Genomic DNA, 14,750 nt, shown 5'->3' on the forward strand with positions numbered 1-14,750 from the left:
ACGTTGTCCGGCATCACTGATGCAGAGCGGTTCAATAAAAAAGGAAATAACCAGAAAACAGAGGGAAAATAAAAACCGGTAACGGCGGACGCCATTACCGGAAAAATATCACGGTTGAGCGTCGAGCGTCGCCAGCTCTTTATCGATGAAATAAAGCCCTTCACCGCTTTTACCGGCCAGGCTCAGTTTATCCAGCACTGATTTAAACAGTTTCTCTTCTTCATGCTGTTCGGCCACATACCATTGCAGGAAATTAAAAGTGGGATAATCCTGCGTCGTCATCGCCACGTGCGCCAGTGCATTAATCTGGCGGGTGATCAGTTGCTCATGCTCGTAAGTCGCCTGGAAGAGCGCATCGAGAGACGCATATTCGGCAAAGGGCGACGGCACAGCGTTAATGCGCGGGAAACTTCCTGTATCTGTCAGATAGTTAAAGAGACGCTGCATATGTGTCATCTCTTCCTGCGCGTGACGGCTTAAAAACGCCGCCGCCCCTTCAAAGCTGTGATAGCTGCACCAGGCGCTCATCTGTTGGTAAAGCAGAGAAGAATAGAGTTCAAGATTCATCTGCTCATTGAGTTTTTCAATCATATCTGGCTTCAGCATATTTTTCTCCGCGATAACAGGGGTAATTATCGCCGCACTATAATTTGTTATTAAACTGTTTGCAAAAGATAAAATTAAAAAATCATGGCGTTAATAATGCAAATGGGAATTAAATTCATTTATTAATTAAATGAGAATTATTATTGCGGATAAACGAGAATAAATAGGGTGATAAGAATGAACGTAAAAGAAAAATAATGGCGGAAATAAACCCAGGAACGCAGCCACCGCCTGGCGACGGTAGCTGTAAAGCCACTTTACCAGCCGCTGACCGCGCGGTTATTGATGGTAAAGCCACGGCACTGATACTCCAGCACGATAGATTCCGTCATGCACTGCGTGCCGGTGATAACCGAACACGTTTTGACCGGCGCGCCGTAGGCTTCCGCAACGGCATAGCCCCAGTCCTGGCACTGGCGGTTCGCAATAGACTGCGCGACGTAGTTATCCACTTTCGCATGTTGCAGCGGTTGTTCGCTGATACCGAGCCTGACGGTGCCGGTAACTTTACTGCCGCCGACCACTTCCGGCGTTTTGGTAATGGTGCATCCGCCCAGCGCGAGCAGCGCGGTAATGAAAATGACCTTGCGCATCGGTGTTCTCACAAAGTTTGCCTTCATAACATCATGCCACGCCATAGCCTCTCGCAATCGCCTGAAAAGCCCCCGGATCACCCCGTATCCCGCGCTTTTAGCAGAACGCTGACGCTGCGTTACTTTAAATAATCACTTAACTTAATTGTTTCGTTGCTTAAGTTTTGCATGCCCAGGCCGACAACTACGATACGGGCAGTCTTTATCTGTGACGTAAAGAAATGCAGAAAAGGCAAGGATGAGTACCGTCATGATTGCGCAGGGATGGTTTCTTCACACCGGGAATCGACATATGAACTTTATTCGCAATGTAAAAATCCGTGCGATGGTTGTATGGGTTTTGCTGTTATCCACAATCGCCTGGGTGGGGGTCTCCGGAGCAACGCTCTGGTTTCTTCATCACCTGGAAAATAGTCTTACATTGAATGCTGAACAGGCGGGCTGGGTTAACACCGCGCAATGGCTGTTGAGTCTCTCCGTCGTGGGCAGTATTGCCCTCACTATCCTGATGGAGCGCTACCTCTATTTCTGTCTGGTGCGCCCTGTCGAGATTATTCGCGGGCATCTGCACATACTGGCAGACGGGAATCTGGAGGTAAAACTTCAGGATCTCGGCCGCAACTGTGTCGGGCTGATGGTGCCCTATATCCAGCGGATGCAGGATAACTGGGAGAAAACGGTCAGCGCCATTCGCACCAGTGCGGAGACCATTCGCAGCCATTCGGGCGAGGTGTCGGGCGTCAACACCGAGCTTTCCACTCGATCGGAAGAGCAGGCGGCAGCGCTTGAGCAAACCAGCTCCAGCATGCAGCAGCTTAGCAGCACGGTAAAACTCAACGCCGAAAACGCGAGCCATGCCAGCAAGCTTTCCGGTAACGCCACGCGCACGGCGCAAGCCGGCGGAGACTCCGTGAAGCAGGTCATGGAAACCATGTCGCGTATCTCCAGCAGCTCCAGCAAAATCGTCGATATCACGACGGTGATCAACAGTATCGCGTTCCAGACCAATATTCTGGCGCTCAACGCCGCTGTGGAAGCGGCGCGCGCGGGCGAGCAGGGGCGCGGTTTTGCGGTGGTGGCGGGCGAAGTGCGCAATCTCGCCAGCCGCAGCGCACAGGCGGCGAAAGAGATAGAAACGCTGCTTAACGAATCGGTCAGTAATATTCAGACCGGCTCCGGGCAGGTGAAGAAAGCGGGCGAGGCGATGGATGAAATCCTGGCCGCCGTGCGCCAGGTCAACGACATTATGGGCGAAATCGCGAGCGCGTCCGGCGAACAGAGCGACGGCATCAGCCAGGTGGGTATCGCGGTGAAAGAGATGGATGCCGTGACCCAGCAAAACGTACAGCTGGTGCAGCAGTCCGTACTGGCGTCAAACGATCTGGAGCGTCAGGCGACGCATCTGACCGAAGTGGTGGGTTTGTTCCGCCTGCGCGGACAGACGGATCGTGCAACGCCCGCCGCTGCAGCGCCGCTTTTGCGCCCTGCGCTGGCCAGCAGCGCTGGGCCAGAGGCAACTGCCACAGAAACCAACTGGGAAACCTTCTGACGAACGGGCATGAGAGAAAACTGTGAGCATCACTCTATTTTTTAAAACAATATTTCATTTAATTTGAAAGTTTGTTTGGTGAATAGTATGGTTTACTCACAGTTTGCTATTCATAGCCTTTTCAGGAGAGAACCCAATGAAAATTGCACTGATGATGGAAAACAGTCAGGCGGCCAAAACCGCGATCATCCTTAAAGAGCTGAAAGCGGTGGCGGATGAAAAAGCGTTCCCGGTGTACAACGTCGGCATGAGTGATGAGAACGATCATCATCTTACCTATATTCACCTCGGGATTATGGCGAGCATCCTGCTGAATTCCAGAGCAGTGGATTTCGTGGTCACGGGCTGCGGCACCGGGCAGGGCGCGCTGATGTCCTGAATATTCATCCGGGCGTGGTGTGTGGCTATTGCATCGATCCGGCGGACGCGTTCCTGTTCGCGCAAATCAACAACGGTAACGCGCTGGCGCTGCCGTTCGCGAAAGGTTTTGGCTGGGGTGCGGAACTGAACGTGCGGTTTATTTTCGAAAAAGCGTTTACCGGACGTAAAGGCGAGGGCTATCCGCCGGAGCGTAAAGAGCCGCAGGTGCGCAACGCGGGCATTCTGAACCAGGTCAAAGCGGCGGTGGTGAAAGAGAACTATCTCGATACCCTGCGCGCCATCGACCCCGAACTGGTGAAAACCGCTGTTTCCGGCGAGCGTTTCCAGCAGTGTTTCTTTGATAACTGCCAGGATAAATCGATCGAAGGTTTCGTGCGTGAAATCCTCGGCTGATAACGTCTGATGAAAAAGCCAGCCCGCGGGCTGGCTTTTTTACGCCTCTTTGCCAGAGACGCTATGGCCCGCGTGCGCGGCGAGGCGCAGCGTATCAAACATCCCCGCCAGGCTTATCAGGGCAATCATCACGAACGCCAGCCGGAAACTCGCGCCCGGAATATCGGCGCTTAAAAAAGAGGTACTTATTACCTCGCCAAGCCGGATGCCGATAGCGCCCAGCGTCACGCCAAGCCCCACAGCGAGCTGCGTGGCGGTGCTGAACAGCGTATTGGCGTAACTCATTTCGCCCGAAGGTACATCCGCAAAGGCCAGCGTGCTGATGCCGGTAAACTGAATCGAGCGAAACACGCCGCCCAGGAAAAGTATCAGCAGAATAAGCCACACCGGGGTCTGCGGCGTCAGCAGCGCGCAGGCAAGCAGCGCCAGCACATTCAGCAGGCCGTTAATCAGCAGCAGTTTTTTGAATCCCAGCCAGCGAATGAGCGGCGTGGTGGCGGGCTTGATTGTCAGGTTGCCTGCGAAAACCGCCAGCACCAGCAGCCCGGAATGAAATGCGTCCATGCCGAAGCCCACCTGAAACAGCAGCGGCAGCAAAAACGGCACGGCGCTGATCGAGGCGCGAAACAGCGAGCCGCCATACATCGTGACGCGAAAGGTCGGCACCGCCATCGCATCAAGGCGGATCATCGGGAACGGCGCGCGGCGAAAATGGCGCAGCGCGAAGAGAAGCGCCCCGCATCCCGCCAGCAGCAGCGCGCCTGCGAGCAGACCGTTCGCGTCGCGCGCTGCCAGCATCTCCATCGCGCACACCAGCGCCACCATCGCCAGCGCGGTGGCGAGAAAACCGGGCGTATCGAACGGGCGGCGATCGCTGTCGTGGCGATCGGGAATAAGACGCCAGGCGAGCGCCATCGCGATAAGCCCCGCAGGCAGGTTAATAAAGAAGATCCAGCGCCAGTTCGCGTAGCTGGTGATAAACCCGCCAAGCGGCGGCCCGATAATGGGCGCCACCAGTGCGGGCCAGGTCAGTGTGGCGATAGCCGTAATCAACTGATGTTTCGGCGTGACGCGCAGCACCGCGAGACGGCCAACCGGCACCATCAGCGCGCCGCCCGCGCCCTGTAATACGCGCATCAGCACAAACATCTCAAGCGAGTTCGCCAGCCCGCACAGCACCGACGCGCCGGTAAAAATCCCCAGCGCCAGCGTAAACACCTTGCGCGCGCCGAAGCGGTCGGCAATCCAGCCACTTGCCGGGATCAAGACCGCGAGCGTCAGCAGATAAGCGCTGATACCGATATTGAGCGCGACGGCTTCGACGCCGAAGGTGTGCGCCATCGTCGGCAGGGCAGTGGCGATCACCGTACCGTCGAGGAACTCCATAAAAAACGCGCCCGCCACCAGCAGCGCGGCGGGAGAGACGCCGCCTGCACCTGCTTTCGCCGTTTTCTGTCCCATGCCAGCCCCTAAAAATTTCTTATAAAAATTCACCAAAAGATACAACGCTTAACCGCCGGAATTTACAGCATTTTATTAACATTAAGCTCATTTTCATTAACTATGAGGTGTGATTTTAATCACAAATTGGTTGATTTTTGTGATGCAAGTCATATTATTGACCGGTAGCAACACGCTAACCAGAATGAATAAAACCGGAGCACGCCATGAAACTGCGTAAAATCCTTAAAAGCATGTTTGAAAATTACTGCAAAACCTTCAAAGATGTTCCGCCAGCCGGGATGTTCTGATAAAAAACCTGCCGCTGGCAGGTTTTTTTATGTCCGCATTTCTTCTTATACCCGCCATTGCCTCGTTCTGAAACCCTTACTGCTGTTTTCTGAAATGATGGTTCATTTTCAACCCTCCAGTGTGCCAGGTTCGCAATCGCCGGGCTTTGCCGCTACTATGTGCGCCTTGACGCTAAGGAGAACGCAATGTCCCAATCCCTCACTGCCGAAGATGAACTGGTTTCCGACGTAGTCGCCTGCCAGTTGGTGATTAAACAGATCCTGGACGTTATCGACGTCATCGCGCCGGTAGAAGTGCGCGACAAAATGGCGAGCCAGCTGAAAAGCATCGATTTCTCCGGTCATCCCTCCGCCGATCCGGTGACGCTGCGCGCTATTCAGAAAGCGGTGGCGCTGATTGAGCTGCGCTTTACCCCGCAGAGCGAAGCGCACTAAGCAAAACGGCCCCGCGGGGCCGTTTTCAGTTAAAAAATGCCATCCAGGCGCAGGCCAGCAGCCAGAGCGCCATCAGCCGCTGAAAGCGCACCAGCGATGCCGGGCTGCGAAACACCCGATGCACGCCGCTGCCAAGCCAGGCCCACGCGGCGAGGCACGCCAGTGAAATCACGAGAAAGCCCAGCGCCTGAAACGAAAGCGTGGTCAGTACGCGGCCGTTATGCGGCGCGAAGACCGTCACAACCGCCATCGCCATCATCCAGGTTTTCGGGTTAATCAGCTGTAATGCCGCCGCCGCGCCAGCGCTAAAGGGCTTACTCGCCTCGCCCGAGAGCGATACCGCAGGTGCACGGAACAGTTGCCAGCTCATCCACGTCAGCCACAGCGCGCCAGCGAGCGCCATCAGACGCGCAAGCCAGGGGGCGTGGCGCAGCGCTTCGCCAGGCCCTACGCCGCACATCAGCACAATAGCGCTGGAGGCCAGGCACGCGCCGACGACCGCGGGCAGCGTCGCGCGGGTGCCGTAACGCTGGCTGTTGGTGAGGATGAGAATATTGGTCGGCCCCGGCGTAATCGAGGCCACAAAAGCGAAGAATAAAAAGGGCAGTTGTTGTGTAAGCAGGCTCATGGCATCTCCCGTTGTCTGAGCCTTTATCTTCCGGCGATCAGGCTCCGGCGTCTGGAAGATTCGTGCAGAGTTTGCGGTAGTGGGCGGGCGAGAGCCGGTAGGCGCGCTGAAACCAGCGCCCCAGATGGCTCTGATCGGCGAAACCGAGCGCCGCCGCCACGTCTACAGGCGTCATGCCGCGCGCGAGCATCGCTCTGGCGCGGGCGAGGCGCAGTTGCACCAGCCAGGCGTGGGGCGCCATACCAAAGGCGTGTTTAAACGTGCGCGACAGCGTAAAGCGATCGGTGCCGAGCGCCTGTGCCAGTTCCGCCAGCCCGATATTCTCACCGAGATGCGCATAAAGATAATCACGGGCGCGCTGCGCCATCTGCGCGTCGCGAATTTCACCTGGCAGCCGTTTGCGCCACTGGCACTGGTGCGTGAGCTGGCTTAACAGGTTATCCATCACGCCCTGCTGCACAATGCGCATTTCGTCGTGATGCAGCGCGGTGAACGTCGAGGCAATCGCCTGGACCAGCGCGGGATCGCGGGCGATGGTGCTGGCGAAATGCAGCTCGTAGCTGTCCGGCACAGCGGCGTACAGCCCGCCGAGCGTTTCCCGCAGCCAGCCTTCATCGAGATAAAACGTGAGATAGGTAAAGCCGCCTGCAAGCGGCGCGTCGCCGTCGTGGGTTTCGCCAGGCTCCAGCAGAAATGCCGCGCCCGGCGTGCTCTGGTGACGCTCACGGCGGCAGTGAAACTGCTGGGTGCCGGCGAGCGTCATGCCCACCAGATAGCTGTCGTGCCAGTGCGGATCGTAAGCGTGGCCTTCAAAATGGGCGCGGATGGTTTCGATGCCGGTGTCAGCGTGCTGACGTAATTCAATCCAGTCTTTAGCCATAGCGTCTCCTGTGAAAGGAAACTTTAGCATAACGAGTCTTTAACAAAAGTCTGGAAGATTTGTGCAGGCGGCCCGCAGGCCGCCTTGTTTCCGAAGAGCCGTCAGAAGAAGAGTTGCACCAGCAGATAGCTGGCAGCGCAGGCGCAGCTTACGCCAATCAGCCCCGGCAGGATAAAGCTGTGGTTTAAGATGAATTTGCCGATGCGCGTGGTGCCGGAGCGGTCAAAACCGATGCACGCGAGGTCGCTTGGGTAGGTTGGCAGCACGAAATAGCCATAAGAGGCCGGGAAAAACGCCACCAGCATTTTCGGCTCGACGCCCAGCATCAGCCCCATCGGCGCGACGGCGGTCAGCGCCGCCGCCTGGCTGTTCACCAGTTTCGAGACCAGAAACAGCACGATCGCGTAGGTCCAGGGATGGCTTTTCACCACGCCTTCCAGTGCCAGTTTCAGTTCATTTAAGTGCGCCTGGAAAAAGGTGTCGCTCATCCACGCCACGCCAAATACTGAGAAAATCGCCACCATCCCGGCCTTAAACACCGCACCGCTGGAAATGGACGCCGCGTTCACTTTGCAGACCACCAGCATCACGGCGCCCGCAATCAGCATCATCATCTGGATAACCAGGTTCATGGAGAGCGGGGCGATTTTGCCTTTCACCTCAAACGCCGGGCGCAGCGCGGGCAGCGCGCCGAGTAGCACCACCAGCGCTATCGCGGCGAAGAAAATCCAGGTTGACCACCAGGCGTGTTTATCAAAGCGCTGATTCATCAGCGTTTCACTGCCACCATAGATGTATTCACGCTGTTTCGGGTCGCGCAGACGCGCCTGGAACGCCTCGTCGTCTTTTAAATCTTTACCGCGCCGCAGGCTCCAGAGCGCGGCGACCAGTACGCCAAAGAGCGACGCCGGTACGGAAACGGCGAGGATCTCCAGAATGCTCCACGCCTCGCCGACGCCGTGCTGCGCGCCCAGAATCGACACCAGCGACACCACGGCGACCGAGACCGGCGAGGCGGTGATCGCCATCTGAGAGGCGACGGACGCCACGGCCATCGGGCGTTCCGGGCGAATATTTTTCTTCAGCGCAATGTCGGCAATAATCGGGAACATAGTGTAGACCACATGCCCGGTGCCGCACAAAAACGTCAGCGTCCAGGTGGTGAGCGGCGCCAGCAGCGTGATGTGCTGCGGGTGACGGCGCAGCAGGCGCTCGGCGAACTGCATCATGACGTTCAGGCCGCCCGCGGTTTGCAGCGTGGCGGCGCAGCCAATCACCGCGAGGATGGTCAGCATCACGTCCACCGGCGGCTTGCCCGGCTCCAGCCCAAAGATAAAGGTTAAAAGAAACAGCCCGATGCCGCTGATGAGGCCAAGCCCCATCCCGCCGAAACGGGTGCCCGCCAGCAAACACAAAATAATGACGATAAATTCGAGGGTTATCATAAGGCTCCTGCCACACAACGTTGGATGAATCGCTTAAGCATTACAAATCGTGAGGTTAATCAACGGGAGCCAGATCGGATTTATAAAAACCTAACAAAAACAATACATTGTTAACTTGTGGTTAACGTTGTGGCGGCGAAGGAGGAGCGAATGGGCGAGGGGAGAATCGTAAGCGCCCCCGGGCGAGGGCGCGGCTAAATTAAAATGTCAGCTGGCCTGTTCCACGATGTCCAGCAGGCGTTGATCCGCTTCTTCAGCACATAAGCCAGCCTGACGCGCCTGGGCCAGTTCCTGAAGAATGGTCGCGAGCAGCGCGTCGTCCTGGCGCAGCTCCTGTTCAAAGTCGCCAAGCATAGCGAGCATCTCGTCGTCACGTGCCGCCTGCGCTTCCATCATCAGGCGTGCCAGTGCCGCATGGCGGCCATTCAGTTCATCCTGCATCTGGCGGAAAATCGCCTCCAGACTTGAGCAGTCGGGTTTCACCGATTTCAGCGCGCCGACCACCGGGTTAGCGCCGGTCTGTTTAAGGTAATCGAACAGCCGCATCATCTGGGTTACGTTGTGCTGCGCCTGCTGGCGCAGTACGGTCGCGCTGCCGTTCAGGCTTTGCTGCGCGCACCAGTCGCTGTAATAAAGGCACAGGTTAGATGCGTAAAATTCCTGATTCATTTGTGCATTGAGTTTCTGCACCACGCCGAGGGGAGCCATAGAAATATCCTTATTGACAGGGTGTAAGGGGAACGGTCATTGACCGCGACAAGCGCGCCGATGCCCGTCATCTCCCGGCGGGTGGCCGCTCGTCAGCCGTTATTACGAAGCGTGCATTATCGTTCCCTGATGTATTAAGCCTGGTATAACTGTGGCTATTTGCCAGTCCAACCCTTTCTTTCTTAAAACGTGACGCAGCGCCGGAATGTTTTTAAAACATTGTTTCATTATTGGCGTTCCCGGTGCGCCGGGCACTGATTATCCACAGATAAGGAGCAAGAAATGAAAAAAGCAGCGGTACTGCTGGCACCAGGATTTGAAGAAGGCGAGGCCATTGTCACTATCGATATATTACGACGGCTAAACATTGCCGTCGAAACGCTCGCCTGCGCTGACTCGCGGGCGGTCGTAAGCTATCACTCGATTCCACTGGTGGCCGATGCGCGCCTGACAGAACGCGCTGAGGAAACCTATGACGCGATTATTCTGCCGGGCGGCCCGCAGGGTAGTGTCAGGCTGGCGGCAGACGCGCAGGTCATCGCGTTTGTGGCGCGCCACGACGCCGCCGGAAAGCTCATCTGCCCAATTTGCTCCGCCGCCGCGCGCGTGCTCGGCGCGCATGGCTTATTGAAAGGCCGCCGCTATGTCTGCTCGGGCGAGCTGTGGCAGGACGTGCGCGATGGCGAGTATGTGGACGCGCCGGTAGTGGAAGACGGCAATCTTATCAGCGGCAAAGGGCTGGGGCGGGTATTTGATTTTGCGCTGACGGTGGCGTCACGTCTTACCGGCGATAAACCCGCCGCGCGCGAACACGCGGATCACATCTACTACCCGTGGTAAAGCACAGGTATACGGCGGGCTATACTTACGCTTTGTTCGCGACAAGGAGGAGAGTATGACTAACGCGTGTGAAACGCTGTATCTGCGCGAGCCTTGCGGCGGCGTGCCGAATAACGCGCTGCCAGTGCTGCTTTATCGCCATGTGTTGCCCGACGACGCTAACGACGCGGCGGTCTGGTTTGAGCAGCGCTTCGGGCAGCATCAGTGGCCGGCGCGCTGGCGCTACCCGGTTTTCACCTACACCCATTTTCATACCAACACGCATGAAGTGCTCGGTATCTATGCGGGCGAAGCGCAGATCCAGTTAGGCGGTGAAGAAGGGCCGATAGTCACCCTGCACACCGGCGACGCGGTGCTGATCCCGGCGGGCGTCGGGCATAAGCAAATCGACGCCAGCGCCGATTTCATGGCGGTGGGCGCGTACCCTGAAGGGCTGTCGCCCGATAAATTTCTGGATGAACCTGCGCAACTGGCACAAACGCGTAAAAATGTGGCGCAGGTCGCAAAGCCTGCACGCGACCCGCTCTGTGGCAAAGAAGGCGGACTTGTCACCCTCTGGTAACGGTCAGGGATTCTCCGGCTGGGCTTATGGAGATTTCTGCTAACCCCTCGTTTAATCATCATACATATCGGGCCAGATTTATGCCCGATATTGCTGTATTTATGTACGCAATCACTGTAATTCCATGATGTGATTTTGCTCTCCTATGGAGAATTAATTTCCCGCTAAAACTATCTCCAGCGTTCGCCGCTTCCGGGAGGGGACGGCTAATACGTTGTTTTCTGTCCGATTAAAAGAACCTTTCAGGTTTTTACCCTGCATAAAAGAGAGCTAAAGCTGGAGATAACCATGCACAAATTTACTAAAGCGCTGGCAGCCATCGGGCTTGCCGCCGTTATGTCACAATCCGCTATCGCAGAGACCATGAAGCTCGGTTTTCTGGTGAAACAGCCTGAGGAGCCGTGGTTCCAGACCGAATGGAAATTTGCCGACAAAGCGGGCAAAGACCTCGGTTTTGAGGTCATCAAAATTGCGGTGCCGGACGGCGAGAAAACCCTGAACGCCATCGACAGCCTCGCGGCGAGCGGCGCGAAAGGCTTTGTTATCTGTACCCCAGACCCGAAACTCGGCTCGGCGATTGTCGCGAAAGCGCGTGGCTACGACATGAAAGTCATCGCCGTGGATGACCAGTTCGTGACCGCTAAAGGCAAACCGATGGAAACCGTGCCGCTGGTCATGATGGCCGCGACCAAAATCGGTGAGCGTCAGGGCCAGGAACTCTATAAAGAGATGCAGAAACGCGGCTGGGATGTAAAAGAAACGGCGGTGATGGCGATTACCGCTGACGAGCTCGACACCGCGCGCCGCCGCACCACCGGCTCCATGGACGCGCTGAAAGCCGCAGGCTTCCCGGAAAAACAGATCTATAAAGTCCCGACCAAATCCAACGATATCCCCGGCGCGTTTGACGCCGCCAACTCCATGCTGGTTCAGCATCCGGAAGTGAAACACTGGCTGGTGGTCGGCATGAACGACAACACCGTGCTGGGCGGCGTGCGCGCCACCGAAGGGCAGGGCTTTAAAGCGGCTGACGTTATCGGCATCGGCATCAACGGCGTGGATGCGGTGAGCGAGCTTTCCAAAGCGCAGGCCACCGGCTTCTACGGTTCGCTGCTGCCAAGTCCGGACGTACACGGCTATAAATCCAGCGAAATGCTCTACAACTGGGTGACCAAAGGGGCAGAGCCGCCGAAATTCACCGAGGTGACCGACGTGGTGCTGATCACCCGCGACAACTTCAAAGAAGAACTGGCGAAGAAAGGTCTTGGCGGCAAATAAGGGCGATTTATCGCGGTTCGGGCGCGCCTGCGCGCCCGCTTTTTGAGTGGCCCGGAGGTATCATGCAGACATCGTCACCTTATCTTTCGTTTCGCGGCATCGGGAAAACCTTTCCCGGTGTGAAGGCGCTTTCGGACATCAGCTTTGACTGCCACGCAGGCCAGGTTCATGCGCTGATGGGCGAAAACGGCGCCGGTAAATCGACGCTTTTAAAAATTCTCAGCGGCAACTACGCGCCGACCACCGGCACAATCGCCATCAAAGGCGAAGACGTCACCTTTAACGACACCACGGCGGCGCTCAACGCGGGCGTCGCCATCATCTACCAGGAGCTGCATCTGGTGCCGGAGATGAGCGTGGCGGAAAACATCTATCTGGGCCAGATCCCCCACAAGGCCGGGATAGTCAACCGCTCGCTGCTCAACTATGAGGCGAAGCTGCAACTGGAGCATCTGGGGCTGGATATCGACCCGCAGACCCCGCTGAAATATCTCTCCATCGGCCAGTGGCAGATGGTGGAGATAGCTAAAGCGCTGGCGCGCAACGCCAAAATCATCGCCTTCGACGAGCCGACCAGCTCGCTCTCGGCGCGTGAGATTGAACACCTGTTCCGCGTTATCCGCGAGCTGCGCAAAGAAGGGCGCGTCATTCTCTATGTCTCGCACCGTATGGAAGAGATCTTCGCGTTAAGCGACGCCATCACGGTGTTTAAAGATGGCCGCTACGTGCGCACCTTCAGCGATATGCAGCAGGTGAACCATGACAGCCTGGTGCAGGCGATGGTCGGGCGCGATCTCGGTGACATCTACGGCTGGCAGCCGCGCAGCTATGGCCCCGAACGGCTGCGTCTTGACGCCGTAAAAGCGCCGGGCGTGCGTGCGCCGGTGAGCTTAAGCGTCAGGAGCGGCGAAATCGTCGGTCTGTTTGGGCTGGTGGGCGCCGGGCGCAGCGAATTAATGAAAGGCCTGTTCGGCGGCACGCGTATTACCAGCGGTCAGGTGCTGATTGATGGCGAGCCGGTCGCTATCCGCGCGCCGGGCGACGCCATTCGCGCGGGCATGATGCTCTGCCCGGAAGACCGCAAAGCTGACGGCATCATTCCGGTACATTCCGTGCAGGACAACATCAATATCAGCGCGCGGCGCAAGCACATCAGCGCGGGCTGCCTTATCAACAACGGCTGGGAGCAGGAAAACGCCCGCCATCATATCCGCTCGCTGAATATCAAAACCCCAGGCGCTGAGCAGTTAATTATGAATCTCTCCGGTGGCAACCAGCAGAAGGCGATTCTCGGCCGCTGGCTGTCGGAAGAGATGAAAGTGATTCTGCTTGATGAGCCGACCCGCGGAATCGACGTCGGGGCGAAACATGAAATCTACAACGTGATCTACGCGCTGGCGGCGCAGGGGGTGGCGGTGCTTTTCGCCTCCAGCGATCTGCCGGAAGTCCTCGGCGTGGCCGACCGCATTGTTGTGATGCGTGAAGGCGAAATCGCCGGTGAATTACTGCACGAGGAGGCCAGCGAATCAACGGCGCTCAGCCTCGCTATGCCCAAAACCAGCCAGGCTGTCGCTTAAGTAAGGAGAAATTATGTCATCACTAACCACATCCGGTGCGCCGAAGTCCTCATTCTCCGTGGGTCGCATCTGGGATCAGTACGGCATGCTGGTGGTGTTCGCCGTGCTGTTCCTCGCCTGCGCTATTTTTGTGCCGAACTTCGCCACCTTTATCAATATGAAAGGCCTGGGGCTGGCTATCTCGATGTCCGGGATGGTGGCCTGCGGCATGTTATTCTGCCTCGCGTCGGGGGATTTCGACCTCTCGGTAGCCTCGGTTATCGCCTGCGCGGGCGTCACCACGGCGGTGGTCATTAACATGACCGAAAGCCTGTGGCTCGGCGTCGCGGCGGGCCTGCTGCTCGGCATCGTGAGCGGGCTGGTTAATGGCTTTGTTATCGCGAAGCTGAAAATTAACGCGCTGATCACCACGCTTGCCACCATGCAGATTGTCCGCGGCCTCGCGTACATCATCTCCGACGGTAAAGCGGTGGGCATCGAAGATGAAAGCTTCTTCACCCTCGGCTACGCCAACTGGCTCGGGCTGCCCGCGCCTATCTGGCTGACGGTCGCCTGTCTTATCGTGTTCGGCTTCCTGCTCAATAAAACCACCTTCGGGCGTAATACGCTCGCGATTGGCGGCAATGAAGAGGCCGCGCGTCTGGCGGGCGTGCCGGTGGTGCGCACCAAGATTATTATCTTTGTGCTCTCGGGCCTGGTGTCCGCTGCGGCGGGTATCATCCTCGCCTCGCGCATGACCAGCGGTCAGCCGATGACCTCCATCGGTTATGAGCTGATTGTGATTTCCGCGTGCGTGCTGGGTGGCGTTTCTCTGAAAGGCGGCATAGGAAAAATCTCGTATGTGGTGGCGGGCATTCTTATCCTCGGCACCGTTGAAAACGCGATGAATTTATTGAATATCTCTCCGTTCGCGCAGTACGTGGTACGCGGCCTGATCCTGCTTGCGGCGGTGATCTTCGACCGCTACAAACAGAAAGCGAAACGTGTTGCGTAACGCATTTTTTTCCGCGTAATTCCCTCTAAAAACGCCTTCCGACCTGTTTTTCAGACAGGCGGAAGGCGTTGCCGAATGGCGACACTCGTCACACTGTCTATACTTACACGGTCATTAAAACTATCAGATA

Annotated in this window: 15 protein-coding genes and 1 pseudogene; 9 read left to right on the top strand and 7 right to left on the bottom strand. The window is 57.0% G+C overall.

The features are described from left to right. Positions 1-108 precede the first annotated feature (108 nt). Positions 109-606 (bottom strand): non-heme ferritin, encoded by a 498-nt coding sequence (ftnA, locus tag AFK66_RS07215; protein ID WP_004387987.1) that lies wholly within the window; start codon positions 604-606, stop codon positions 109-111. Positions 607-863: 257 nt separating this feature from the next. Continuing rightward, the gene (gene yecR, locus AFK66_RS07220; RefSeq protein ID WP_234005162.1) at positions 864-1,211 is read right to left on the bottom strand and encodes a YecR family lipoprotein; all 348 of its coding nucleotides are present in this window, start codon (positions 1,209-1,211) and stop codon (positions 864-866) included. A gap of 280 nt (positions 1,212-1,491) precedes the next feature. Between yecR and AFK66_RS07225 the strand changes: the two genes are divergently transcribed. Together AFK66_RS07225 and AFK66_RS07230 are read left to right on the top strand one after the other, a co-directional pair. Continuing rightward, on the top strand, positions 1,492-2,748 hold the full coding sequence (locus AFK66_RS07225; protein WP_023898496.1) for a methyl-accepting chemotaxis protein: 1,257 nt from the start codon (positions 1,492-1,494) through the stop codon (positions 2,746-2,748). Between the two features lie 136 nt (positions 2,749-2,884). Continuing rightward, a pseudogene (locus tag AFK66_RS07230) lies at positions 2,885-3,522 on the top strand (RpiB/LacA/LacB family sugar-phosphate isomerase). Positions 3,523-3,561: 39 nt separating this feature from the next. Here AFK66_RS07230 and AFK66_RS07235 read toward each other — a convergent pair. After that, positions 3,562-4,983, bottom strand: a complete 1,422-nt coding sequence (locus AFK66_RS07235; protein WP_032983147.1) for an MFS transporter — start codon at positions 4,981-4,983, stop codon at positions 3,562-3,564. 206 nt (positions 4,984-5,189) lie between these two features. Between AFK66_RS07235 and azuC the strand changes: the two genes are divergently transcribed. Further along, entirely contained in the window at positions 5,190-5,273 is an 84-nt protein-coding gene (gene azuC / locus AFK66_RS22300) for a stress response protein AzuC (RefSeq protein WP_015386592.1), read from the top strand. A gap of 186 nt (positions 5,274-5,459) precedes the next feature. Then, on the top strand, positions 5,460-5,708 hold the full coding sequence (locus AFK66_RS07240) for a DUF2766 family protein (RefSeq protein ID WP_007769747.1): 249 nt from the start codon (positions 5,460-5,462) through the stop codon (positions 5,706-5,708). A gap of 25 nt (positions 5,709-5,733) precedes the next feature. On the opposite strand, the gene AFK66_RS07245 is transcribed toward AFK66_RS07240, so the two are convergent. The 4 genes from AFK66_RS07245 to AFK66_RS07260 all read right to left on the bottom strand — a co-directional run bounded on the left by AFK66_RS07245 (position 5,734) and on the right by AFK66_RS07260 (position 9,369). Then, positions 5,734-6,336: a LysE family translocator gene (locus AFK66_RS07245; protein ID WP_007776041.1), complete on the bottom strand. Its 603-nt coding sequence runs from the start codon at positions 6,334-6,336 to the stop codon at positions 5,734-5,736. 37 nt (positions 6,337-6,373) lie between these two features. After that, on the bottom strand, positions 6,374-7,216 hold the full coding sequence (locus AFK66_RS07250; RefSeq protein WP_007776031.1) for an AraC family transcriptional regulator: 843 nt from the start codon (positions 7,214-7,216) through the stop codon (positions 6,374-6,376). A 101-nt stretch (positions 7,217-7,317) separates the two neighbouring features. Further along, positions 7,318-8,661, bottom strand: coding sequence for an anaerobic C4-dicarboxylate transporter (locus AFK66_RS07255; RefSeq protein ID WP_007776030.1), 1,344 nt, complete (start codon positions 8,659-8,661; stop codon positions 7,318-7,320). A gap of 207 nt (positions 8,662-8,868) precedes the next feature. Continuing rightward, positions 8,869-9,369, bottom strand: a complete 501-nt coding sequence (locus AFK66_RS07260; protein ID WP_007776029.1) for a non-heme ferritin-like protein — start codon at positions 9,367-9,369, stop codon at positions 8,869-8,871. Between the two features lie 282 nt (positions 9,370-9,651). On the opposite strand from AFK66_RS07260, the gene AFK66_RS07265 reads away from it, so the two are divergent. The 5 genes from AFK66_RS07265 (at position 9,652) to araH (ending at position 14,620) form a co-directional block, all read left to right on the top strand. Continuing rightward, positions 9,652-10,209, top strand: a complete 558-nt coding sequence (locus AFK66_RS07265) for a DJ-1/PfpI family protein (protein ID WP_023898499.1) — start codon at positions 9,652-9,654, stop codon at positions 10,207-10,209. A 55-nt stretch (positions 10,210-10,264) separates the two neighbouring features. Continuing rightward, entirely contained in the window at positions 10,265-10,771 is a 507-nt protein-coding gene (locus AFK66_RS07270; RefSeq protein WP_007776027.1) for a cupin domain-containing protein, read from the top strand. Positions 10,772-11,059: 288 nt separating this feature from the next. Next, positions 11,060-12,049 carry an arabinose ABC transporter substrate-binding protein AraF gene (araF, locus tag AFK66_RS07275; protein WP_004384880.1) on the top strand — a complete coding sequence of 330 codons (990 nt, stop codon included), beginning with the start codon at positions 11,060-11,062 and terminating at the stop codon, positions 12,047-12,049. Between the two features lie 62 nt (positions 12,050-12,111). Continuing rightward, complete coding sequence (gene araG / locus AFK66_RS07280; RefSeq protein ID WP_007776026.1) at positions 12,112-13,626, top strand: L-arabinose ABC transporter ATP-binding protein AraG; 1,515 nt, start codon at positions 12,112-12,114, stop codon at positions 13,624-13,626. A 10-nt stretch (positions 13,627-13,636) separates the two neighbouring features. Next, positions 13,637-14,620: an arabinose ABC transporter permease AraH gene (gene araH, locus AFK66_RS07285; RefSeq protein WP_029039203.1), complete on the top strand. Its 984-nt coding sequence runs from the start codon at positions 13,637-13,639 to the stop codon at positions 14,618-14,620. Positions 14,621-14,750 lie beyond the last annotated feature (130 nt).

The sequence above is a fragment of the Cronobacter malonaticus LMG 23826 genome (assembly GCF_001277215.2).
GTDB classification, from domain to species: domain Bacteria; phylum Pseudomonadota; class Gammaproteobacteria; order Enterobacterales; family Enterobacteriaceae; genus Cronobacter; species Cronobacter malonaticus.

Bases quoted from the DNA above. Each gene is read 5' to 3' on its own strand.
- azuC (WP_015386592.1), top strand. From the start codon at position 5,190: ATGAAACTGCGTAAAATCCTTAAAAGCATGTTTGAAAATTACTGCAAA.
- AFK66_RS07270 (WP_007776027.1), top strand. From the start codon at position 10,265: ATGACTAACGCGTGTGAAACGCTGTATCTGCGCGAGCCTTGCGGCGGC.
- AFK66_RS07255 (WP_007776030.1), bottom strand. From the start codon at position 8,661: ATGATAACCCTCGAATTTATCGTCATTATTTTGTGTTTGCTGGCGGGC.
- AFK66_RS07245 (WP_007776041.1), bottom strand. From the start codon at position 6,336: ATGAGCCTGCTTACACAACAACTGCCCTTTTTATTCTTCGCTTTTGTG.
- ftnA (WP_004387987.1), bottom strand. From the start codon at position 606: ATGCTGAAGCCAGATATGATTGAAAAACTCAATGAGCAGATGAATCTT.
- AFK66_RS07260 (WP_007776029.1), bottom strand. From the start codon at position 9,369: ATGGCTCCCCTCGGCGTGGTGCAGAAACTCAATGCACAAATGAATCAG.
- AFK66_RS07225 (WP_023898496.1), top strand. From the start codon at position 1,492: ATGAACTTTATTCGCAATGTAAAAATCCGTGCGATGGTTGTATGGGTT.
- AFK66_RS07265 (WP_023898499.1), top strand. From the start codon at position 9,652: ATGAAAAAAGCAGCGGTACTGCTGGCACCAGGATTTGAAGAAGGCGAG.
- AFK66_RS07235 (WP_032983147.1), bottom strand. From the start codon at position 4,983: ATGGGACAGAAAACGGCGAAAGCAGGTGCAGGCGGCGTCTCTCCCGCC.
- AFK66_RS07240 (WP_007769747.1), top strand. From the start codon at position 5,460: ATGTCCCAATCCCTCACTGCCGAAGATGAACTGGTTTCCGACGTAGTC.
- araG (WP_007776026.1), top strand. From the start codon at position 12,112: ATGCAGACATCGTCACCTTATCTTTCGTTTCGCGGCATCGGGAAAACC.
- AFK66_RS07250 (WP_007776031.1), bottom strand. From the start codon at position 7,216: ATGGCTAAAGACTGGATTGAATTACGTCAGCACGCTGACACCGGCATC.
- araF (WP_004384880.1), top strand. From the start codon at position 11,060: ATGCACAAATTTACTAAAGCGCTGGCAGCCATCGGGCTTGCCGCCGTT.